Source organism: Acinetobacter terrestris, assembly GCF_004331155.1.
Classification (GTDB): Bacteria; Pseudomonadota; Gammaproteobacteria; order Pseudomonadales; family Moraxellaceae; genus Acinetobacter; species Acinetobacter terrestris.
Window position 1 is genome coordinate 18,048 of sequence record NZ_SJNZ01000026.1, and the last position, 22,572, is coordinate 40,619.

General features: G+C 39.0%; 17 protein-coding genes and 4 pseudogenes. 4 read left to right on the top strand and 17 right to left on the bottom strand.

Annotated features, from left to right (window positions below; translation table 11 throughout):
• A complete protein-coding gene (locus E0H81_RS13100; protein WP_131319501.1) occupies nucleotides 1–681 on the bottom strand; it encodes a 3-oxoacid CoA-transferase subunit A in 681 nt (226 codons plus the stop codon).
• Between the two features lie 276 nt (nucleotides 682–957).
• On the opposite strand from E0H81_RS13100, the gene pcaU reads away from it, so the two are divergent.
• Both pcaU and E0H81_RS13110 read left to right on the top strand, forming a co-directional pair.
• Entirely contained in the window at nucleotides 958–1,782 is an 825-nt protein-coding gene (pcaU, locus tag E0H81_RS13105; protein WP_100355955.1) for an IclR family transcriptional regulator PcaU, read from the top strand.
• A gap of 144 nt (nucleotides 1,783–1,926) precedes the next feature.
• Nucleotides 1,927–3,105 (top strand): annotated as a pseudogene (locus tag E0H81_RS13110) (IS3 family transposase).
• A gap of 100 nt (nucleotides 3,106–3,205) precedes the next feature.
• On the opposite strand, the gene E0H81_RS13115 reads toward E0H81_RS13110, so the two are convergent.
• Complete coding sequence (locus E0H81_RS13115) at nucleotides 3,206–8,257, bottom strand: tyrosine-type recombinase/integrase (RefSeq protein ID WP_131319504.1); 5,052 nt, start codon at nucleotides 8,255–8,257, stop codon at nucleotides 3,206–3,208.
• On the bottom strand, nucleotides 8,254–8,922 hold the full coding sequence (locus tag E0H81_RS13120) for a hypothetical protein (protein ID WP_131319506.1): 669 nt from the start codon (nucleotides 8,920–8,922) through the stop codon (nucleotides 8,254–8,256). Before E0H81_RS13120 ends, E0H81_RS13115 begins: the two co-directional genes overlap by 4 nt.
• Nucleotides 8,923–9,073: 151 nt before the next feature.
• On the opposite strand from E0H81_RS13120, the pseudogene E0H81_RS13125 reads away from it, so the two are divergent.
• A pseudogene (locus E0H81_RS13125) lies at nucleotides 9,074–9,256 on the top strand (IS3 family transposase); the annotation flags it as partial.
• 45 nt (nucleotides 9,257–9,301) lie between these two features.
• Here E0H81_RS13125 and E0H81_RS13130 read toward each other — a convergent pair.
• Nucleotides 9,302–9,616 carry a BrnA antitoxin family protein gene (locus E0H81_RS13130; protein ID WP_131268936.1) on the bottom strand — a complete coding sequence of 105 codons (315 nt, stop codon included), beginning with the start codon at nucleotides 9,614–9,616 and terminating at the stop codon, nucleotides 9,302–9,304.
• Nucleotides 9,603–9,890: a BrnT family toxin gene (locus tag E0H81_RS13135; protein WP_016659740.1), complete on the bottom strand. Its 288-nt coding sequence runs from the start codon at nucleotides 9,888–9,890 to the stop codon at nucleotides 9,603–9,605. Before E0H81_RS13135 ends, E0H81_RS13130 begins: the two co-directional genes overlap by 14 nt.
• 301 nt (nucleotides 9,891–10,191) lie before the next feature.
• Here E0H81_RS13135 and E0H81_RS13140 point away from each other — a divergent pair, with 301 nt between their 5' ends.
• Nucleotides 10,192–11,526 (top strand): ISNCY family transposase, encoded by a 1,335-nt coding sequence (locus E0H81_RS13140; protein ID WP_131319508.1) that lies wholly within the window; start codon nucleotides 10,192–10,194, stop codon nucleotides 11,524–11,526.
• Nucleotides 11,527–11,720: 194 nt separating this feature from the next.
• Here E0H81_RS13140 and E0H81_RS16010 read toward each other — a convergent pair.
• The 12 genes and pseudogenes from E0H81_RS16010 to rho form a co-directional block, all read right to left on the bottom strand.
• A pseudogene (locus E0H81_RS16010) lies at nucleotides 11,721–11,807 on the bottom strand (recombinase family protein); the annotation flags it as partial.
• A gap of 18 nt (nucleotides 11,808–11,825) precedes the next feature.
• Nucleotides 11,826–12,677, bottom strand: a complete 852-nt coding sequence (locus E0H81_RS13150; protein ID WP_131319510.1) for a hypothetical protein — start codon at nucleotides 12,675–12,677, stop codon at nucleotides 11,826–11,828.
• A gap of 127 nt (nucleotides 12,678–12,804) precedes the next feature.
• Nucleotides 12,805–15,240 carry a two-partner secretion domain-containing protein gene (locus tag E0H81_RS13155; protein WP_131319512.1) on the bottom strand — a complete coding sequence of 812 codons (2,436 nt, stop codon included), beginning with the start codon at nucleotides 15,238–15,240 and terminating at the stop codon, nucleotides 12,805–12,807.
• Nucleotides 15,241–15,304: 64 nt separating this feature from the next.
• Entirely contained in the window at nucleotides 15,305–16,972 is a 1,668-nt protein-coding gene (locus tag E0H81_RS13160) for a ShlB/FhaC/HecB family hemolysin secretion/activation protein (RefSeq protein WP_131319514.1), read from the bottom strand.
• A gap of 278 nt (nucleotides 16,973–17,250) precedes the next feature.
• Complete coding sequence (locus E0H81_RS13165) at nucleotides 17,251–17,448, bottom strand: hypothetical protein (protein ID WP_131319516.1); 198 nt, start codon at nucleotides 17,446–17,448, stop codon at nucleotides 17,251–17,253.
• A gap of 78 nt (nucleotides 17,449–17,526) precedes the next feature.
• The gene (locus E0H81_RS13170) at nucleotides 17,527–17,754 is read right to left on the bottom strand and encodes a hypothetical protein (RefSeq protein WP_131319518.1); all 228 of its coding nucleotides are present in this window, start codon (nucleotides 17,752–17,754) and stop codon (nucleotides 17,527–17,529) included.
• Nucleotides 17,755–17,862: 108 nt separating this feature from the next.
• Nucleotides 17,863–18,078 (bottom strand): cold-shock protein, encoded by a 216-nt coding sequence (locus tag E0H81_RS13175; RefSeq protein WP_067869987.1) that lies wholly within the window; start codon nucleotides 18,076–18,078, stop codon nucleotides 17,863–17,865.
• A 977-nt stretch (nucleotides 18,079–19,055) separates the two neighbouring features.
• Nucleotides 19,056–19,253 (bottom strand): annotated as a pseudogene (locus E0H81_RS13185) (integrase core domain-containing protein); the annotation flags it as partial.
• Between the two features lie 7 nt (nucleotides 19,254–19,260).
• Nucleotides 19,261–19,755, bottom strand: a complete 495-nt coding sequence (locus E0H81_RS13190) for an IS630 family transposase (RefSeq protein WP_005265831.1) — start codon at nucleotides 19,753–19,755, stop codon at nucleotides 19,261–19,263.
• 47 nt (nucleotides 19,756–19,802) lie between these two features.
• A complete protein-coding gene (locus tag E0H81_RS13195; protein WP_000122230.1) occupies nucleotides 19,803–20,108 on the bottom strand; it encodes an IS630 transposase-related protein in 306 nt (101 codons plus the stop codon).
• 185 nt (nucleotides 20,109–20,293) lie between these two features.
• Complete coding sequence (locus E0H81_RS13200) at nucleotides 20,294–20,575, bottom strand: hypothetical protein (RefSeq protein WP_131319522.1); 282 nt, start codon at nucleotides 20,573–20,575, stop codon at nucleotides 20,294–20,296.
• 420 nt (nucleotides 20,576–20,995) lie between these two features.
• Complete coding sequence (rho, locus tag E0H81_RS13205; protein WP_067721834.1) at nucleotides 20,996–22,264, bottom strand: transcription termination factor Rho; 1,269 nt, start codon at nucleotides 22,262–22,264, stop codon at nucleotides 20,996–20,998.
• Between the last annotated feature and the right edge of the window lie 308 nt (nucleotides 22,265–22,572).

Consider the following 22,572-nt stretch of genomic DNA (forward strand, 5'->3'; position numbering starts at 1 on the left):
TTACACAGCAACAGGTTCAGGCTGAACCTGCACCACGTGTTGAACAAATATCCCAGAGGTGATGATGTGCTCTGGGTCTAAAACCCCTAAGTCCAACACTTCAGAGACTTGAGCAATGGTCACGCCCGCTGCCATCGCCATAATCGGGCCGAAGTTCCGTGCAGATTTACGGTAAATCAAATTGCCCCAACGGTCGCCTTGCTGGGCTTTAATCAAAGCAAAGTCGGCTTTGATTGGATATTCAAGTACATAATCTTTACCGTCGATGTGACGGGTTTCTTTGCCTTCAGCCAATAATGTGCCATAGCCAGTTGGGGTGAATACTGCACCTAGGCCCATACCAGCCGCTTGAATACGACAAGCCAAGTTGCCTTGTGGGACCAGTTCTAACTCAATTTTGCCTGCGCGATAGAGTTCATCGAAAACCCAAGAATCTGACTGACGCGGGAACGAACAAATAACTTTTTTAACCGCCCCAGCTTTGAGTAATTTCGCCAGACCATAGTCGCCATTGCCTGCGTTGTTGCTGACAATTGTCAGATCTTTAATACCGAGTTGAATTAAGCCATCAATTAGTTCAGCAGGTTGTCCTGCTGTACCAAAACCACCAATCATGATGGTTGAGCCGTCGGTGATTTGGGAGAGCACTTCCGCGAGGGATGCGGCGCTTTTATCTATCATTAGATAACTCCATTGTGCATCATGCAAATTTGAAAAGGCGTAGAAAACCAACTTGTACTGGAGGATGATTCAGCTAAAACGACATTCCCTAGTTTTTTAGTTTGATTTCCTTGTCCGTTCATTCTTTATAATTTCTTTACTTTGGGCTAGATAGTAACTACATGTTTTGTTCGATCATCGAACATTTTATCTATTTATCGCACAAAATCTGATTAATACGGTCTGGTTTCACGCTATAGTAAAGATATACAGGAAGAAAATGCAGAAAGATTCAGTATGAGTAAAACAGTACAACACAGCGAAAAGCAGCTGCACAATCAAGACAATAAAAAAAATATTCGGCACGAAGACTTTGTCGCTGGCATCAGTAAAGGCATGGCTATTCTGGACAGCTTTGGTACTGACCGACATCGTTTAAATATTTCTATGGCCGCAGAACGAACAGGCATGACACGAGCTGCTGCACGACGCCATTTACTCACCCTTGAATATTTAGGTTATTTAGAATCCGATGGTCATTATTTCTACCTAACCCCTAAAATTTTAAAATTTTCAGGTTCTTATCTTGGGGGTGCCCAACTTCCTAAAATGTCTCAACCTTTACTCAATTTGTTGACCAATCAGACATCTTTGATCTTTTCGGTTATGGTGCTAGATGGATATGAGGCTATTACGATCGCTCGCAGTGCAGCACATCAGCAAACAGATCGCGTTAATCCCTACGGTCTACATTTAGGAAACCGTTTACCTGCACATGCAACCTCTGCAGGAAAAATTTTATTAGCACATTTAGAACGCCATGAGCAAATAGAATGGTTAGAAAAATACCCTCTGCAACGACTGACTAAATATACGATTGTTGACAATCAGCTCTTTCTAGAACTTTTGTATGAAATAAAAGAGGATGATTGGTGTTATTCATGTGAGGAACATGAATTGGGAGTACATGCCCTTGCTGTACCTATTTATGATCATAAGTTTAAAGTAATTGCTGCATTAAATATTGTTTCTCCAACCGTTCGAACAACAAAAGACTACTTAGTTCAAAATATTTTACCTTTACTTCAAGAAACAGCTCGAGAACTGCGTAATATTTTATAATTTATCAATTAAAATTTAGTGGGATTTCAAATGCTAATCTAAGATTTCAACAAGTAAGAATATTATCCCAATAAGGAGGGTGAATAGCCACCGATTTTGTAGACACTCTTTAGTTAGATAAAATGGCTAATTAACGAGGTGTTTATGAGCAGTAGCAAAAGATATCCTGAAGAATTCAAAATTGAAGCAGTAAAGCAAGTGACTGAAAAAGGTCATAGCGTGGCTGAAGTTGCCGCACGTTTAGGTACAACCACGCATAGTCTTTATGCCTGGATTAAACGTTATGATCCTCAACAGCCTAAAATCACAGAATCTGGTGATCCACTTGCGGAATTGGCAAAGCTAAAAAAAGAACTTCAAAGAGTCACAGAAGAAAGAGACATATTAAAAAAAGCCGCGGTGTACTTCGCAAGCCAGTCCAGGTGAGGTATGCCTTTATTCAGGACAATCAGTTTTTCTGGCCGATCCGTCGTTTGTGTTCAACTTTAGATGTTCATCACAGCGGATATTACGCATGGTTAAAGCAACCCATCAGTAAGACTGCTAAGAAACGGCAACAGCTTTCAGGTCTCATTAAACAGTTCTGGCTCGAATCTGGTGGAGTTTATGGCTATCGCAAGATTTACTGTGATTTAAAAGATATTGGTGAGGGCTGTGGAGTTAATCGAGTACATCGGCTGATGAAAGCGGATGGACTTAAATCACAGCGTGGCTATCGCAAGCCCAGAGCTTCTGCTGGTATTCCCAGTATTGTTTCCGCAAACACTTTAGACCGACAATTTAATCCAACTCAGCCTAATCAACGGTGGGTGACTGATATGAGAAGCACTGCTTCGCAAGATATTCGTACGCATGAAGGTTGGTTATATCTTGCTGTAGTGATTGATTTATTTTCGCGTCTTGTGGTTGGCTGGTCTATGAAATCGAGAATGACTACAGATCTGGTTTTAGATGCACTATTGATGGCGCTATGGCGGAGAAAACCACAGAACAAAGTTCTGATCCACTCTGATCAGGGCAGTCAATACACTAGTCATGAATGGCAAGCATTCCTTAAACAACATAATTTGGAATGCAGTATGAGTAGACACTTGCGCAGTATACTGCTCATGCCATGATAATGCTGTTGCTGAGAGCTTCTTTCAGTTGTTAAAGCGAGAACGTATTAAGAAGAGAATTTATGTATCGAGATCAGATGCGAGAGCAGATATATTTGAATATATTGAAATGTTTTGTAACTCAAAACGAAGACATGGTTCCAATGGACAACGTTCTCCATTAGATTATGAAAAGGCCCATCGAAAGATGGTTATGTGTGTCTAGAATTTTGGTGGCTATTCAGTTGTCACTTGAATTTAGCTCAATTAGGGTAGCGCTGTCTTTCAAACCTTTGTGTAACAAAGCCTGCGTAAGTCATATTTACTTAGATTCTGATATGATCTCTAATCACCAAATATCGTACACTCAACCACGCAAGTACCCATCGCACGGCGCTTAATGACGCTTGTTGAGACATAATTCTAAAATAATCATATTTATTATGTTTCATCACTATCGGAAAAAACTGATGTTCAGTAAGGATTGAAAGCATAGGTTCATCCTCTGCCGTAAAATGCATCAATACTTTTGTTACATTACTTTCATACAACCATTTTTTTATTAACCAATTATAAGTTTCTGATTGGTTTTGTTCTAAATAATCAAATCGCTCTAAAATCTCTTGTGCAGAATTAAAATCTACAGCACTTAGTAATTCAGGCAAACGTGCTAACTTTCCTTGTATGGATAATGGATGTCTTCCTATATTTGAACCACGTTTACCTGACGGAATGTTTGCCATCTTAATTAAAGCCCTCTCCCAGAACTCAATATCTGATCGTGGCTGCCCCTGCCCTGAAATAAGATACCGCTCAATATCTTCAAACTGTTGAAACAACTCGTGTTTAATTAATTTATCAGTCGAATTCCCTCTTTTTTGAGCATAGATTACCCACCTCTGACTTTGTCTTTTTTTGAGTACATATTTTTCGATGGTATCTCGCAACTCATATTTTAGATGACCATCCTGTTGATGAATCGCTTGGAAATGCCTGAATAAATTACTCCGACTCATGATTCGCTTATAAAATGCAGTATGTAAATTGGGTTGCTGTTGTTGCATGCTATAGGCATAAGTAGCCAGAAATAAGATATGAACATAATGCTTTAATGTTGTCGATTCATGCAAATGTCCAAGCACTCGACTAATCGCCTTAATGCCTTGCCCAACCTGTCCTTCATTGCCGACTAGCGTATTAAATTGCTCATTCGATGGCATCCAATTTTGTAGCCATGGCAATTCTATCGTAAGCGCTTTAAAATCCACCACTGTTTGCAAACACTTTACAGTATATGCACTTGCAAACGTATGTCTTAAATGATGTAAGCTGAGATCAACATCTCCGGTGACTTTCTTTAATATTTGGGATATTTGATTAAAAAAAGGCCTATGCTCACTGTTCTCATCAGACATTAATATCGAATCTTTTTGATTCTTATAAATATCATCTAATCCCTTTTGAATCGTCTGACTTAATAAATTCATCGGAACAACACGTTCTGATCCAAGTGTTTTTAACTGATGCTCACCATAAGGACGAATTCGGAGCATATCCTCTTCAATATCTAAGGGCCGTAAATGAAGTGTCTCTGAACGGCGTACACCCATCGCTGCAGATAAACGAAAATGACGCTGAATCTCTAGACGTAAAGCAGCATCATTCACTCCAGATTCGACAGATTGTAATATTTGAACGATCTGCTTCACTTCATTTTTTGAAAAAACTTTAGCACTTGCTTGATGCGCTGTACGATTGTGCAACTTTATACGATCATCATTTAACTGAATTAAAAAATCTCTAAAGCGATTCCACGCAGCGAGATGCTTGCGGTGTGGAAAATGCTCTTGCGTCAACTCCATCCATTTTTGAAATACATCTTCATCAATCTGGCTATCTTTTGTTAAATCTTCTGAAAACCCCAATATACCTGCACTGACGATGGCCAAATGTAGATGAATCATATTTCGATTCTGTAGACTTAACTCTTCTGCATCACAGCGTAAAATCAACCATTGCACAAAGCACGTTAATAAATTGACTGAGTAGTGATTCGTTTTATTATTGGCAAGCTGTTTAAGCCAAATGCTTGATCTAGACTCACCTTTTAGTTGCTGAATCATCGCTAAAATATCAGACAAATGTAGTTGCTCATCGCCTATTTCTATTTCACTTTCTGGCTCAGTGCTATCTAAACCTGTGGTTAATTTTTCATATTCGGATAAGCGTAATAATTCATTTATTGAAAGATCTTCAGTCAGGACTTGGCCTGATATATAACCTGCAATCAACGGAGTGCTATTTAACATCACATTTTGCTGTAAAGCTTTCAACCATTGAGCTAACGATAGATTTGACTTAAGCCCTATTTGTTTTAAATATGTATTAAAACACTTTTGCCAAGCCGTTCTTTGTTGATTTCTTGGCTGTGCTAAAATCTCTTTTAATCGGGGCTGTAGATACTGTCGGTCTACTAAAATTAAAGTCGAGACATAAGGACTTAACAGTACTGTACGGCGTATCTTCGTCACAGATCTATCATTATTCACTGTCAGCTCAACGAGCCGACTATTTCCCATAGCGACTATATGTTGATCAGAAGCAATAAACTCCAACATCGCTTGTAAATGGCTCACTCTGCACAGTTGTGAATACATGGAGAGTACAACCAGCAAACGTCCTATTTCAACATCACAATTTTGATGTTCAGGTAAATGTTCTAAATCCTTCTGAATAAGATCAAGTAAGTTTTGTTCAATATAACACCATGTACTAAAACTATTTTCAGATGTCAGCCATGTACGATTAGCTTTTTGAGGAAGTTGAACGAATAAAGGAATTTTCGTTTTATCGCGAATATAAGCACAATACGTTTTGATCGCTTGTGGCAAATCAACCTTTGTATTTTTAGCTAAATTGAGAGCTAATACATGTCCAAGCTCTAAAGCTACTTGTGGCTCAGGATTTTTCTCAAAAATCAACTGACAATAGGACTCATACTCTGAGTTTTTCAGCCATTCTTTTACATCATTTTCTGAATATTGTATTCTCGGCTTCGTCTCTGCTTGTACTGTTTTAGTCTCTTGGGTTAAAACAAATGTTGGAATATTCTGGGTTTTTAAAAAATCAAAAACATCAAGACATTCGAAACCTAACTGTTTTTGCAGGTTTTCTTGTACATCAAGCCACTGTTGTTTAAAAGCTGATACAGGAAATACGGATAACATATCCCATGGATAACGACCGCGTACCCAGTGCCCAAGTCCAGCGTCCTTGAACCGTCCAGGTAACTGATTATGATCAGAGCGAACCAACTTCCGTGCCCAATTTCTAACTAAACCTTCAATCTGATGAGGATCACAAAGTTGCACAGCATAAAATGATAAATCAACACGTGCTTCAACTTGCTCCCCCAGCATTCCCATCAAACCACGTAAACCTTGAATCTGTTTGATCAAGGCTGCCGTCAATGGCACATAACGATCGGTTGATTCATCTTGATGATGTTTATCTTGAATCAATGCCCAGCCTTGCTGACTTATCCACTTTGGAAAGGGTTGCTTAATTCCTCGTCCTGCAGTTGCAAGATTCATCCATAATGCTGTATACAACGTTAAGTTATCAAAGAGTACCTGCCAATCTTCCTGTTCAGAAGCCTGATTTATTCTCTTTTTTATTCGTGTAATTTCATTTTGTATTTCAACAATCTTTATTCCAATCGGACTACCCACGCGTTCACTGGAAGAGTGCATATATTCAGGAATATCAATTTTTATCGTTCTTAAACAATCAGCCCATAATTGCTCAAGTTGCCTCTGTTCAAAAGAGGCATAATGAATCAAGTTATCATAATTTCGACCTGATGCATTAGTCACTGCTTTAACGACAGCTAAATCACCTTGGCTATGCTCATATAACAACCGTGGAAGAATATCTCGAATGCTTTTGAGGCTGATTTCTAACTCTTTAGGCAAACTGTTAATCAGTCTTCTAACTTCGCGTTCAACTGCCGGTTGACGGGTCTTAATCCCAAGATTTTTGACTTGATTCACCAAAGCATTGAGCTCACTTGGTAAAACCAAATGTAATTTCTTGGTCCATGGCACATGAAATTTAGACTCTTCTGGCTTTGCTTTGAGTATCGGTGTGCCTGCTAAAACACTCAATACGTATGCAGATGAAATATGATCATACTCAATAACAATATTATTTTGATCAGTATTTTGACTAAAACACGGCGCTATTAATTCACTCACTGGACGTCCTGTGAGTAAGCTCAATATTAAAGCTAATTTTGCGCGTAAAATTAAGCTGGTATCAGCCTTAGATGGTTGACAGAGCCTCAACACTTCTTGAATCGAATTTAATGACAATCGCCATTTGGTCCAAACTAAACCAACATTTGTAGCTTCAACATGCTGAAAAATAGACTTAGATGCATAAAGCCCTCGAATTAAATCGGATTGTTCTGCCAAAAAAAATGTAAACAATGGCTCCAATGGTGTTTCATCTTCTTCAATCTCATCATCCTCAAATACTTCAGAAATCAGACCACGATGAATTTCATCCATATCCTCCAAAGGCTGGATGGCCATACTTAATGAGCCGTATCGTTGCAAGATCAGTTTTTTATGCTTTAACCCTATACGGTGTAAAAACTCTCGACGTTTTTTCTTATTTTTTAGTCGATTATTTTGCCAAATTTGTGATAAAAATAGCTTTAATGCATAAAAAACTTCATTTAATCGTTTATCTTCAGAACCAGCGGACATCAACTGAATCAGTTGTTCCGGTGAATTTTGAATCAGTAATTCTTTGACTTGTTCTAAAATATCCTCATTACCTGGATCGCCTAACTGCCTAATCGCTAAAAAGGCGTTATACACACGAGATCCTTTTAGATTTTTCAGCTTTGTACTGCCATCACCATGTAAATAATGACTATAAAGATCTAAAGTATATACCTTTTTTTGAAAGTAAAAGATTTGCTCTAAAAACCAAATTATTACACTATCAAAATGCTCATTATTTCGACTTAGTCCTGCTTGAATCAATAGCAAGTCACAAATTCCACTGTCTCCAGTAAATGGACGTAATGGTGTGTGTGGATGTTTGTTTTTATCTGTTGTTTCTGAGAAAAAATGTGAATGTTGATCAGATTCTTGTAATGTACTAATGATCTTTAAAGTATTAAGCTCACTACGAAATTCTGGTAATTCATCATCCTCAATCAATGTGAAGATTCGCTGACAAATGACAACAATGCCAGCTAAGCTATAGTGTGCACGCAACAAAAATAATGCTTGGATCAGTTCTTTTTCTTCTATATTTTCATTCTGCTTAATCCATTCTAGGAGCTGCTTCAAATAACTATTCATGAACTACTCCGAATACGATAGACCCATGCCTTCTTCAAGTCCGTTAAAGCCAAAGCAACTTCTGCCGTTGGTGCCACACGAACAATTTGCTTCTGATGTTTTTGATAAAGTCCCTCCAGTCGAGGTAAAAATACAAAAAAGTCAGCTAAATGAAAATATGGTTGCACAGACTTGCCAAGCTCTTTTACTTTAATTTTTTCTAATGGCAAAAGCTTCTGGGCGATATAACCTGCTAAAACATTTTCGATTAAAAAAGTACCACTAACCACCGGTGGTGCCCAATCTACCAATTTTTGAACAAAGGAAATCGGCAGCTTTTTTAAAAAATGCTGTGTATTTAAAAATAAAATCATTTCTTCTAGATCTAAATGCTTTAGTCGAAGTTGGTCTGCAACCACCATCTTATCCTGTGCTTTATCCACTTTACCCCAGTGTCTTCTTTTCACACTGTTCTTTAGAGTTTTTACCTTAAATAAATCCATATCGACAGCAAGCAGTAACTTACGATATATCGCGAGCAGTAGTAATGCTTGATTTTTAATTTCTTCTGAAAAGCTGCTCGTTTCCTCATTGAGTAACATCATTTTCAAAACTAAAACTGGGCATGGTTTTTTAAACCTGCCTTCAGATATTGTTAATGCATCAATGAGCAATGGTGTCATCATTTTTTCTGCACAGTTAAGTTATTTTTAGCGTTGAAATAATAGACTAACATAGTCCCAAAATAAATAAAATTAAATCAAAAAAATTTAATATTTAATAACAAAATATTTGATTTATATAATTTATTTACTAACTTTATTTTTACACCAATTAATGGAAAGTTTCTTTGGAATACTTAAATCAGAATGCTTTCATGGACAAAAATTTAATTCAGTTGAAGAACTGGAGCAAACCGTGAAAGAATATATTCACTATTACAACCATGACCGAATCAAGGTTAAATTAAAAGGACTAAGCCCTGTCGAATACAGAACTCAGTCCTTAAAAGCTGCTTAATCAATCCGTCCAACTTTCGGGGGTCAGATCATGAATCTCCCATTTTTATTGATGATTTTCTAAATCTTTTAACATTGCTTCACGCAGAATTTTATTCATGCGTGTCTGATAGCCTTTCCCTTGTGCTTTTAACCATGCAAGTACATCAGCATCGAGACGAACAGATGTCTGCTGCTTCACTGGACGATAAAATTGATTATGGCGTACAGCATTACTCCAATCAGTAATTTCAGGAATATCTGATAGATCTAGCTGATCATCAGGAACAGTCCCCTTAGCAAGCAAGCGTTCAATTTCAGCATCTTGCTTGTCGTTGAATTTTTCATTCAGCTCTTTGCGTGAGTATCTAACCATGCTCATATTTATCTCGCTCCGCCTTAGTTACCTGTCTTGCACTAATGATTCGTATGATTTCACAGTCATCCTCATCAAAGATGGTGTGAGCTACTAAGAGCATTAGTACGCCTTTTACTTTTCCAATGGTCTGCCAACGTTCTTCACCATCGGTATGTCTGTCCTGTATTGAGATCCTCAGCGGATCTTCAAAAACAAGGCTTGCAGTTTCGAAAGATACATCATGCTTTTTCTGATTCTTTCGATTCTTTACCTCATCCCATTCGAAATACTGTTCCATAAAAAACATTCAAATTTGTATATACAATAATGTATCACAAATTTGTATCACTCAAGCTGATTAGCGTAATTTTTAGTCAAAATTATTGGCAAGAACTATCAAAACAGCTCATAAAAAAAGACGACTTGTTTCCAAGCCGGGATTCTGCTGATCTTTTAACTTTTTCTTTTATCTTAACTTATTGATATTTCAGTATTATTACAATTGCTGTTAGAACCCATTTAAAGTGTCTATATTCTCACCAATAAAAATGTCTGGTTTATGATGATTTTTATCACCATGGACTGGATATAAAATATAGATGCTGATCACTATGTCTGACAAAAAAATTCAACGTCTTGCAGTTCTGCAAGACGTTCGAGATCATCGTATTACCCAAGTCCGTGCTGCTGAAATCCTGAATCTTTCCACCCGTCAAATTACCCGATTATTGCAGAAGCTTAATCAAGATGGTATTTCAGGCATGACGCATGCCAGTCGTGGTCAACCGGGCCATCATCGCCATGACGACTTGTTAAAATCGCAATGTCTTTCCATTATTTCTGAACATCTGCTTGGATTTGGACCCACCTTGGCGCATGAGAAGCTCAGCAGCATGTTCGCCCTGAATATCCCGGTAGAAACGGTTCGGCGCTGGATGACGGCCAATGACCTGTGGATTCCTCGATCCAAACGTCTAAAACGCCCATACCAACCACGCTATAACCGGGATTGCTTCGGTGAACTGATCCAGATTGATGGCTCATATCATGACTGGTTTGAAGGACGAGCCGCCAAATGCTGTTTATTGGTGTATATCGATGATGCTACCGGCAAGCTGTTGCATCTGCGCTTTTGTGAGGCTGAAACGACCTTTGACTATATGCTTTCAACCCGAGCCTACATTGAGCAATACGGCAAGCCCTTGGCCTTTTACAGCGATAAACACTCGGTATTCCGAGTGAATCAGAAATCCAGCCAAGACAGCAAGATCACGCAATTTGGGCGGATTCTGAATGAGTTAAACATTGATATTATCTTTGCCAACTCACCCCAGGCCAAAGGCCGTGTGGAACGTGCCAACAGAACCCTTCAGGACCGTCTGATCAAGGAGATGCGCCTGGAAGGCATCGGTTCGATTGTGCAAGCCAATGCATGGCTGCCCTGCTTTATTGAGCAGTTCAATCAGAAATTTGCCAAATGTGCGAGAAATTCCAAGAATTTACATCGACCATTAACCGAATCTGATCTTGAACTGGATGATATTTTTACCTGGCAGGAACCGCGTAAGATCACCAAGAACCTGACGATTACCTATGACAAATGTATTTATCTGCTTGAACCGACTGAATTGAACCAGAAATTAGTTGGGCAATACATTTCATTTCTGGAGTATCCGGATGGCACTGTGGCCCTGATGTATGAGGGACGAAAGCTCAACTACAGCATCTTCAATAAATTGGCTGGGCTACAGCAAAATGAGATTGTTGAGAATAAACGGTTAGGTACAGTTTTGGCGCATATCCAGCAACAACATGAAGAGTTGGAGAAACAGAATAAACGTTCCCGGGCCCAGAAAAGTATGCCAAGTCGTAAAGCTCAGAAAGCTGTTATTGAACAAAAAAAGTTAAATCCTGTGCTTGACTCTTGTGGTTAAAAACAGGACATTTTAAATGGTTTATCGCATAGACATTTTAATTGGTGAATAACATCTATTATTTTATCTTTTAAAATCAGTAGCATATTTCTTTGTAAAAAACCCCTTTCCCCTCGAATGGGCTTTTTCATTGATTTATCACGTTTCACGATTTTTCTAAGCTAAACTAAATATAGTTGTTAATTTCAATTGAGTTATTCACCGGCTTTTAAATAACGGTATACCGCCTGGCGACTAATTCCAAATGCCTGACCTAATGCCATTTTTGAAGGGTACTTTCCATGTCATTAATTCAGTTATTACTGCTCAGATTCAGGATCTGCGACACTATATGATCCAAACACTTCCTTTACTGAACGCGTATCTGGTAACACATATACGATTCCATTTGTTCCAGTGAAGGATGGACTTATAACCTGGTCATAAAACTTAACGGGAACGTTAATACACCCGTACGAAATTCGACGTTCCAAAGGGTTTTTGGATTCTAAGCGTTGCAAGCGGCGTTCTTTAGACGAGGATGTCACAACACGATGTAGTGAGATTGCCGCATCATAATCTACCCATAAAATTTCTTTATTATGTATGTTTTTACCCAAGGCTGCGACGAATCGACCCGCAGGCGTAGTACGTTGTTCTGGTTTAATGCTCGCTAAGGGCATAGTACCAATATTGGGGATTGAATTGTCGCCCACTGCCAAGCCAAGTAGGGCTGGTGCTGCGCCAGTTAATTGCCCGAGTGCGTCAAACACATAAACCTTGGCTTCCTTTTTATCAACAATCACAAAAGGCATCTGTTGGTTGTCACCCGAATCAAGCACCCAATCTGCTAAATAGACAGAAGCTTGAGTGGCCGTTTCCTGTTTAAAGTTGGCGCGTTTGGTATTAAAACTAGACACTGGTGATCGAACAGGCGTTGTATGGGTCCGGGTTTTATCATAATTCGTGGCGAAGACTGAACTTATAGGTTCTACAAGTTCCTTACGCTTAGCAGCTGATGCATGACCAGTAATAAAGCCAGATATTATAATTGCAAGGCAAAGCCGCTGACTCATCATAATAATTGCCGATTGCATTGTTACGTTGCTAAATCTAGCCCCTGATAACAATTTTTTAGTCACTCCTACAGTTTTTTGTCCAAAAATTTTCATTGAATTGCCTTATTACTCAAAAGTAATTCCTGTCGATCGGACTAAATCGACAGGCTTTGCTCGGTGTTTCGCTACAATCTAATTTCATGCAGTCCATGACCGATCTAAAATTAAACTTAAAAAAGCCTTAGTTGCGATCCTGCTTAGGTAAATAAACGGGCGGCACGTAGGTTACCGGTGGTTGCTTGATGACTACGGTTTTTGGTGGAACAGCCACAGGAGGTACTGATACGTCTACAGATGGCAATTCGGCTGGTGGTAAAACTGTAAGCAATGGAGGTACCACGATGACGGGTGGCAATTTCCCTGGTGGAGTCGGTTGAATGACCGGCGCAATAACAACTGGCGGTACGACCACAGGTGGATTTACCGGAGGAACAACAACTGGTGGTACAACCACAGGCGGAGTTACTGGAGGAACAACAACTGGTGGTACGACCACAGGTGGATTTACCGGAGGAACAACAACTGGTGGTACGACCACAGGTGGATTTACCGGAGGAGTGACTACTGCAGAGATCGTTCCCGTCGTTGTGCGTACACCAGTACAACAATCAGCAGCCAAGGCAAAATCACCCGCATTTAAACCACTCAGGCTATAGCCATCAAAGGTAATGGTTTTATCTGTTCCTATAGCAGCATCATTAAATGTAGCTGTGCTATTTGGACCTGGAACTAAGCTTAGGCCTGAAGGGTTACCGATAAGACCCGAAAGCGTGGTTTTATTTGAACCATCAAATGTTTTATCACCACCGGTTGCATAGACCAACATGTGTTGTGTCAGTTTAGCGTCGGTTAATACAAAGTTCTTAGCGTAATCGGTGGGCGCTGTATAAGAGACTGGATTATAGTTAATGGTAACGGGTGCATTGGGACCAGTCACGGTGATCGGTGGCGCAAGTGGCGCAAAAATCACTGTGCCGCCCTCAATACCCGGTTTATTCGCCCCATAACCCGCACTAAGCACTAAGCCCAAAGGAAGGCCAAGGCTTTGACCTGGGATGGTTGTACCTCGAGTCAATGTAATTTTTTCATTTATATGAATATCTTCTTCTGCACAGAAGGTAATGTTGCCATCAGTCGTCGTGGTTGCGGCATTCAGGTTTATATCACGGCCAGCAGCCAGTAAAATACTGCCCCTGGTTGTGGTAATAGGCGCGTCGACGTTGATGTCGCGTCCACAGCACACTTCAAAGTTACCATTGGTTGCAGTAACGGCTTGGTTAATGTTGACATCGCGTTCAGCACGTAAGGTCAGGGTTGTTGGACTGGAACTGGCTGACCAACTGACTGCCTCTTTGATGTTGATGTCACCATTACCCACTATTGCAGTATTCAGATTTGTCTGTGGCGGTGTACCAGCCTGAGTAGTATTAGGTCCTGTTAAGGTACTAATAATGACACTATTGGTCACTAACAAAGCTGACAGGGTGGCCCCTGAAATATTATCTGTTGAGTCACCACCGACATTGAAGTCTTGTGGGTCAATTAACCAGGTTCCAGTCTGACCCAAAGGTGCTACGGTCGTAATCTTGGCAGTATCGCTAATGCGCACTTTTGCTGCTGAGGTTTCGATGAAGCCACCCGAACCACCTGTTGGGGCACTTGCATCCATTGTTCCTGCAACGAGCGTACTACCATTTTGCATGCCTGCGAGCAGTTTAATCGTGCCTTTAACATTTTGAATGGTTTGTGCTTGAATCACGCCAGTGTTATTCACTGCATTGGCAAGTAGACTTCCTGCAGTTTGAGTGGTCATGAGCACTTGACCACCATTGGCTTGAATAACACCACCATTTTCAACCAGCGCATTGACCACGTCTTGGTTGACCACGATATTCAGCAACTTGTCGCCCGCTACATCCAGCGTCATGGCTTTACCTGCTGCCAGAGCAACAGTGCCAAGTTGAGCTGCAATCACGCCTTGGTTACTGACATTGGCACCTAATAATGCGACATAGCCACCATCGGTAGTATTAATGCTACCCTGATTGAGCACCGTCCCAGTTTCCGTGCCAGAAAATTTATAGTTATTTGCCATAAAATCAGCATCGCTGATATTAAGCGTAGACGCCACAAGTCCACCCACATTGACGGATGCCGTCTTGCCAAATAAAACACCATTTGGATTGATCAGGAACACTTTGCCGTTCGCTGACAAATTCCCCATAATATTGGATGCATCTGAACCCAGAACGCGGTTTAATGCGATCGAGCTGCTATTGGGTTGTACAAAGTTAACTGATTCACCGCGATTGATGTTGAAGCTTTGCCAGTTGATCGCCACATTTTGTGAGTTTTGCTGGATAGTCATATTGCCCGGCAAAATGCTAATGTTCGCGTTTCCTGCCGATACCACACCACCTACGGGTTGCGCATACGCTAGAGTGGTACCGCACACCACCAAGAGTGATGCGGCTAAGCTTTTTAATGCAAAATCTATACTGCTATTGCCCATCGTATTACATAACGATGACTTTTTGCCTGCGCTGCGAGCATTCTCGGACACGGCTATAAATGTGCCAGTCCTTAGGTTACAAATCGATCTATATATGCGATTCATGCTGTCATTCCTTTATTCTTTAATTTATGAATTCAATGCCGTTTGCTTTTTTGTTAGCAAAAACTTAGAAGTATTTGACCAGCTGAACCCAGAAACGACCGCTTTTGTCAGGTGCAGATATTGCTTTTTCACTGCCCAATTTGTGCGCGTAAGCAAGTTTCATCGCAAAATTATTGTAATCCATCCAGTTTATTCCAACACCTGCCCCGCTCAGCGTTCTGGTGTTATCGCCAGTTGTCCAAGTGGTTTCATCAATATTTATGCGGCCAGTATCAATAAAGCCTACCAATTGCATTTGACCGGGTATTTGCTCAGAAAACTGGGGTAAATCTTTTCTGACTTCCACTGTTAGCACATAGCCCTGATCACCATAGGCTTCGCCTTCAGGATAAGCCCGCACTGCATTCATGCCACCCAATCCCATTTTTTCTGAGTTATCAAGATTCTTTGATGCCAACTGGCCATTAAACCCAGCATAGAGGGAGACAGTATTCGTCACACGTTGTAGACGATTGGCGCTGAGTGCCAATTTACTATAATGACCATCACTACGTGCAGTGCGGGCGTCATATGCATAGGCATCAGGGGTTTCGATATTCAGATCACCAACGGTTGCAGCTAATGAATAGCTGTTTAATCCACCACCGCCCAGATTATCCATACGGTCACCACGTAATGCAGCAGTGAGGGCATTGACCTTTTTATCAGTCACCATGGATATTGCATCGATTCGGTCCTGTAGTATTTTATTTTCATACAGAATATCGGCATACAAATTATTGTTGCGTGAGCGAATCAACGGATAACTGCCATATATGCTGGCAATTTTTGCATCACCATGCGCGTCTAAAACTTTAAACTCTTTGCCAAGTTCGTAGTCTAGCCAGCTATAAGCCACACCAGCGGTGGCTTTAGCAAACTGCATTTGATAGGCTGCTCTGGCATAATTTAAGCCCTTGCCAGAGGTGAGCACACGCAGTGAAGCGACGTCACCATGGCCAGCTAAATTGTTCACGTTCATTGTCGCGCCAATGCGATTTTCACCGGTATAACGATTGCCTGCATTGTCAGCATCAATACTGCCAGTGATACGCGGTGCAGGATTCACATCAACAATTAAATCCGAAGTCCCTGCCGTTGCACCAGGTGCTAATGTTGAACTGACATTTACCCCGGCAATGTCAGAAAGCAGCAGCAAGCGACTTTCAAGTGGTGCATGGGTGATCACATCACCGCTCTTGATGCCCTTAAGCTGACTCGCCACTAAGCCATTGGACAGGTTGGTCTGATTACGCACAATAACTTTGCCATATTGACCTTCGATCACGGCCAGGGTTACTACGCCATTTTCAATGTCTTGAGCAGGTAGATAGGCTTGCGCTACAAAATAACCATTTTTATGGTAGTAGTTGGCAATGCTGGCTGCCATTGCGCGCAGATCTGACAGGGTGAGTTCGCTATTGGGTTTAAACTGGGTGAGTTTTAGCAACTCAGCTTCAGAGTAAGCCTGCATTCCAGTGATTTGAAGGCTTTTAACATTAATTTTGACATTGTCATATTGTGGCGTTGCTGCCGTGTCACTCGGTACAAGGCTAATTATTGGTTGTTGTTTTTGTGGAATAGGCGAAGATGGAATTTGTTGTAATTGGCTACCAGCACTAGGTGGCTGGGCAGCTAAGACACTTTGGCTCAATGCCAGTATTGCGAGCGGCCATACTTTTTGATTTAACATAATTTCCCTGGGTGAATAACCCAAATGGCTAAATTTCTTAAAAAATCTTAAGCTTAAAAGAATTTTAAGCTTAATTAATGAATCCCCTCTTGAATGCTGGGATCGCGTCTGTGCTGTACAGCACATAGCTGGTGCACGGCAAGTGCCTGATTCAAGAAGAGTATTATCTGTAGTGAAGATTTACGGGTAGAAGGGATAAGAATCTTGAGAAATTTTTATGATCTGCGCTTCGTATAATCAGTATTAGGAGACAGTGGCTTAAACAGAATTCGGCTTATCTAGACAATTTTAAAAATTTTTCCACTTAAGGTACTTTGAAAATACATTTCAAAACTCGGACGAATATCTTCACCCTCAACTGTAATATGTTTAACATTGGAATAAGATTGCGTATTCGCAAAATGGTGATCAACTGTCGCTTGAATAGCGTGTTTAATCCCAAACTGATCTTTTACACTGATACTTTGTTTAAGCATGAATATACCTTGAATAATATTATGATTATGATGAAGCTAGGATGTTAAATTAAATGTTTTATATCTATCTAATTTTATTCAACTAACTTTATGATTTAATTTAAAAAGCTGATGTAAAGAAGTATAAAATGAACGACCATCTAAATTTAAATCAACCTCCACCCCAGACTGAAGCAGCACCCGCTTCCCTACTTCAATTTTTTTAAAACCCTGACGTGTATTTTGCATTTTATTTAAGGGAATTAAAGACACTATAATTTCGGTACCACTTTTAGATTTAGCAATTAAATTATTTATTTTTAACAATTAATATCCTGATTACTTGACACTTTTCCAACACGGAAAACAAATTTAAAATTAAATTTTGACGTATAAAAAAGCACTTCTAGGTGCTTTTTTAATACTAATTACTACTTATACAGCAACAATATTCACAGCATTCGGGCCTTTTTGACCTTGAGTAACACTGAATTCAACTTGCTGACCTTCCATTAAGGTTTTGAAGCCTGAACTGGCGATTTCGCTAAAGTGAGCGAAAACATCTGGACCTGATTCTGGCTGGATAAAACCGAAACCTTTAGTTTCGTTGAACCACTTTACAGTACCTTTAACAACATTTGAATTAGACATAATAAATCCTACTGATTTTTAATAATTTTTAGCCATTTTATTGACTGAATATAACTTTGAAAATAATAAAGAATGGAACTTAAAATCTGAAAAAACGAAGGATTATGACTAAAACTGCGATACTTAAAGAAGATTTACCGAAACAAGACTTTTTTTCTAGTTGAGTGAACTATATAGTAAAAAAATAAATAATCAAGTTTTCTTATATATATATTTATTTATTTTATAAAAGATAAAGATTCATTAAAAACTTTAGTTATTTCAATAATATTTATCTTTTATTGTATTTGTAACAAAATAAGGTTACCGTGCTGATCTAGTAATTTTGATAAGTAATGAATGCGTTTATATAGCTCTGTAATAACAATATTAGCCTTTTTGATTTCGGGAATGATGGTTTTTTCCCATATACAAAACACGAATCACCCTCCAAATTTGACCACTTTATTTATTGCTCAATAGTTAAGTCCAATAGAAAAAACCGCATAACAGGCGCTTTTTTGTATTCGTCATACTGACGAATACAAAAAAAATATCATTTCCTTTAACCTTTATTAAGTTAAATAAAGGGACTTTTTTAGGCAAGTTTTCTTAAATTTTTTAGCATAAAAAGACTCTGATTTGATATGAATGGACAAAAAAAGTTAATATTTTTTCATTCCATAAATACTTTAAATTTATGGGTTTAATTAAAAACCCTTATACGAGATTCAAGTTATATCGAATTTATGGATTACAAATTCCCATTACTTCTTTTAACAGTTTTTTCAATAACATTGATAGAATTTTAATGATTAGAAAACAATTAAATATAGTGAGAACTGTGTCTATAACATCATCATGTAAAATATTCGTCATGATGATAGAGATAAATAATACAGTAAATAAAAAGTATAAAAATGAATGTTCATTACACGAAAAGTGGGTAATACCCCCATTTTTAATTGAACTAATGGGTAGAAAATTCAAAGCCCTTGTTATTGTTTAAAATTAGGTGGACAACCATTTACTGACATATGAGGTCGTTCATGATTATAAAAGTACTGCCATAAGGTTGTACAGTCTTGAACCTCACTAAGCTCTCTAAATAAATATTGGTTTAGGCATTCGTATCGAACTGTGCGATTAAATCGTTCAACATAGGCATTTTGTTGAGGGTTACCTGGCTGAGTAAAGATATAGTCAAACTACTTTATTATCCATACAGGATTCGAAAAAAACTCGAAATAATTCATCGACTGAGTCGATCAACCATTCTTTACGCTTACGTTTAACCCATGCCCACATCTGTTCTATAGGATTTAAATCAGGGCTGTATGCAGGAAGCCAAAGAATTTTATGCCCTTGTTGTTCCAATAACTCCAGAATATCTGCTCTTTTATGAAATGCTGCATTATCCATAACCACTACACTATTTTCAGGTAATGCTGGTATGAGGAATTGCTCAATCCAAAAATGAAAAACATCTGAATTGATTTTGCAGTCAAATAAACCTACTGAAAATAAATACCCTTTATGGATTGCTCCAATGGCATTGGTCTGATTCTTTAATTGCCAATTATATTGCCCTAAACAGGGTACTCCTTTTCGTGAGTAGCCATGAGGTCTGTAATCATGTGACTTAAAACCACTTTCATCCAGATAAATAATCGGGTGGGTTTTTTCTAATTCATTCACTTGCTGAATAAATTTATCCCTAAGCTTTGTATCTGCTTTAGGATGGCTTAACGTCTTTTTTTAACTGTAATATTTAAGCGCTTTAATGCAGCACCAATAGATGAAACACCACAATTAAAACGTGCAGCACGTTCATATTGATAAGCATCAGGATACTTTTCAACATCTTCACGTAAAGCATCATCGTTAATTTTAGAAGGTTTACGTACACGAGTTTTTTTAATCTCTATACGTTTCTTCCATTCAACAATGGTATTTTTATTAATTTCAAATTGTGCAGCTACCGCTCGAATAGAATAACCTTCCTCAAGCTTAGCTAAAATTTTACGTCTAAAATGTTCTGAATAACTCATTGCACCATTGTATTAGTTTTATAATGATTTGACTATATCCCTTGAGTGAAGGTGAAGTAGGCTATGGTAAGAATTAATGTCGTAGGTGAAAATAAGATGAGATAATTTTTATTTTATTGAACTTTATTTTAGACATAAAAAAAGAGAGCCAAAGGCTCTCTTTTTTTACTTAATAATCGTAAAGATTATTGAGCTTTAGGTGCAGCTTCAGAAGCAGCAGTAGCGTCAGCAGCAGCGTCAACAGCTACAGAAGCAGCGTCAGCAGCTTGAGAAGCAGCAGCGTCAGCAGCAGGAGCAGCTTCAACAGTAGCAGCAGAAGCAGCAGCTTCAGCTTCAGATGCAGCAACTACAGCTTCAGATGCAGCAGAGTTAGCGTCAGCAGCAGCGTCTTCAGTTTTTTTAGCACAACCAACGAAAGCTAAAGTAGTAGCAACTGCAGCAGCAATAGCGATTTTTTTGAATAACATGGCATCACTCTCTAAAATATGAGATTAAAAAAAACCTATGTTAGCCTGTTGAGTGCTTTTATTCTTCCTAATATTTGTTAGGCAGTAACAATGCAAAGGCAGTCTAACTGGTCTGCAAATATGCTATCACTGCGCATTTTGAATTACTACTAGGCAGCAGACGAAAAATGATAAAAATGATGAAAAATGAGCAATTTATTAACAGAAAATAACAATCAAGTGGAGGGTTTATATTGGATAAGTACTAAATAACTTGCTAAAAACTATAGTATTTTTTGTATGAATATTTTAACAATCATAAACTTGCATAAAAGTTTACAATAAAAATGACCAATTGTAGTTTTATGTAAACAAAGTCAACCAAATAAAAAGGCTATCGTTATAGATAGCCTTTTATATATAAAATAATAATGAATCGAATTAGCTAGTTGCTTTACGTTTCATTTGATCGAAGAAATCATCATTGGTTTTGGTTTCTTTCATACGATCGAGCAAGAATTCCATTGCCGCCAATTCATCCATAGGGTGAAGCAGCTTACGCAGAATCCAGACTTTACGTAGGTTGTCTTCGCTCATGAGGCGTTCTTCACGACGTGTGCCAGATTTCTTGATATTCATCGCAGGGAACACGCGTTTTTCAGAAATGCGGCGATCAAGCGTGATTTCCTGGTTACCTGTACCTTTGAATTCTTCGTAGATCACGTCATCCATTTTACTGCCAGTTTCAATCAAGGCAGTAGAAATGATGGTCAATGAACCACCTTCTTCAATATTACGTGCTGCACCAAAGAAGCGTTTAGGACGTTCAAGCGCATGTGCATCTAAACCACCCGTAAGTACCTTGCCTGATGAAGGAATAACCGTGTTATATGCACGCGCTAAACGAGTGATCGAGTCAAGCAGAATAACCACATCTTTCTTGTGTTCTACCAAACGTTTTGCTTTTTCGATGACCATTTCTGCAACTTGAACGTGACGAGCAGGTGCTTCATCAAATGTTGATGCAACTACTTCACCACGAACTGTACGTTCCATTTCGGTAACTTCTTCTGGACGTTCGTCAATCAGAAGCACAATAAGGAAACATTCAGGGTTGTTACGTACAATCGACTGCGCGATGGTTTGCAACAACATTGTTTTACCGGCTTTAGGCGGTGCAACAATAATTGAACGCTGACCTTTACCAATTGGTGCAACCAAGTCAACCACACGTGAGGTCAAATCTTCAGTGGTACCGTTACCTAACTCCATAATCAATTGTTCCGTTGGGAACAATGGAGTTAAGTTTTCGAACAGGATTTTGTTCCGTGAGTTTTCAGGTGTGTCGTAGTTAATTTGATTCACTTTTAATAAGGCAAAATAGCGTTCGCCTTCTTTCGGTGGGCGAATCGTTCCTGTAATCGTATCGCCAGTACGTAAGTTAAAGCGACGAATTTGAGATGGGCTGACATAAATGTCATCAGGACCTGCAAGATATGAACCTGCTGCAGAGCGGAGGAAGCCAAAACCATCAGATAGAATTTCTAAAACACCATCACCAAAAATTTCTTCGCCATTCATTGCATGGCGCTTTAAGATGGCAAAAATGATGTCTTGCTTACGGTTACGAGCCATTCCTTCTAGGCCCATAAACTCGGCAATCTTGATGAGTTCGCCAATCGGTTTTTTCTTGAGTTCAGTTAAATTCATAGGGGGTCTGATAGAATCAAAATTCTGGAATAGAGATGAGGAAAGGGAGCAACATTCAGCCGCTTGCACGCAAAAAAAGTAACGTAATTGTATTTGCACAATAACAATTCAGAGATCTGATTCATTGTTTCGAAGAAAAAAGTGTAAAAACAATTTCTGTTGCCGAGCGGCGATCTTATGTGTTGTGTCTTGTAAGAAAATTGCGGATTGAAAATCCTTTATTCCTTGAACATGCAATATAAGAGAGAATACAGCTTTTGTCAATTTATAGACGAAAAAAATACGCTATCCGGAGATAGCGTATTGGA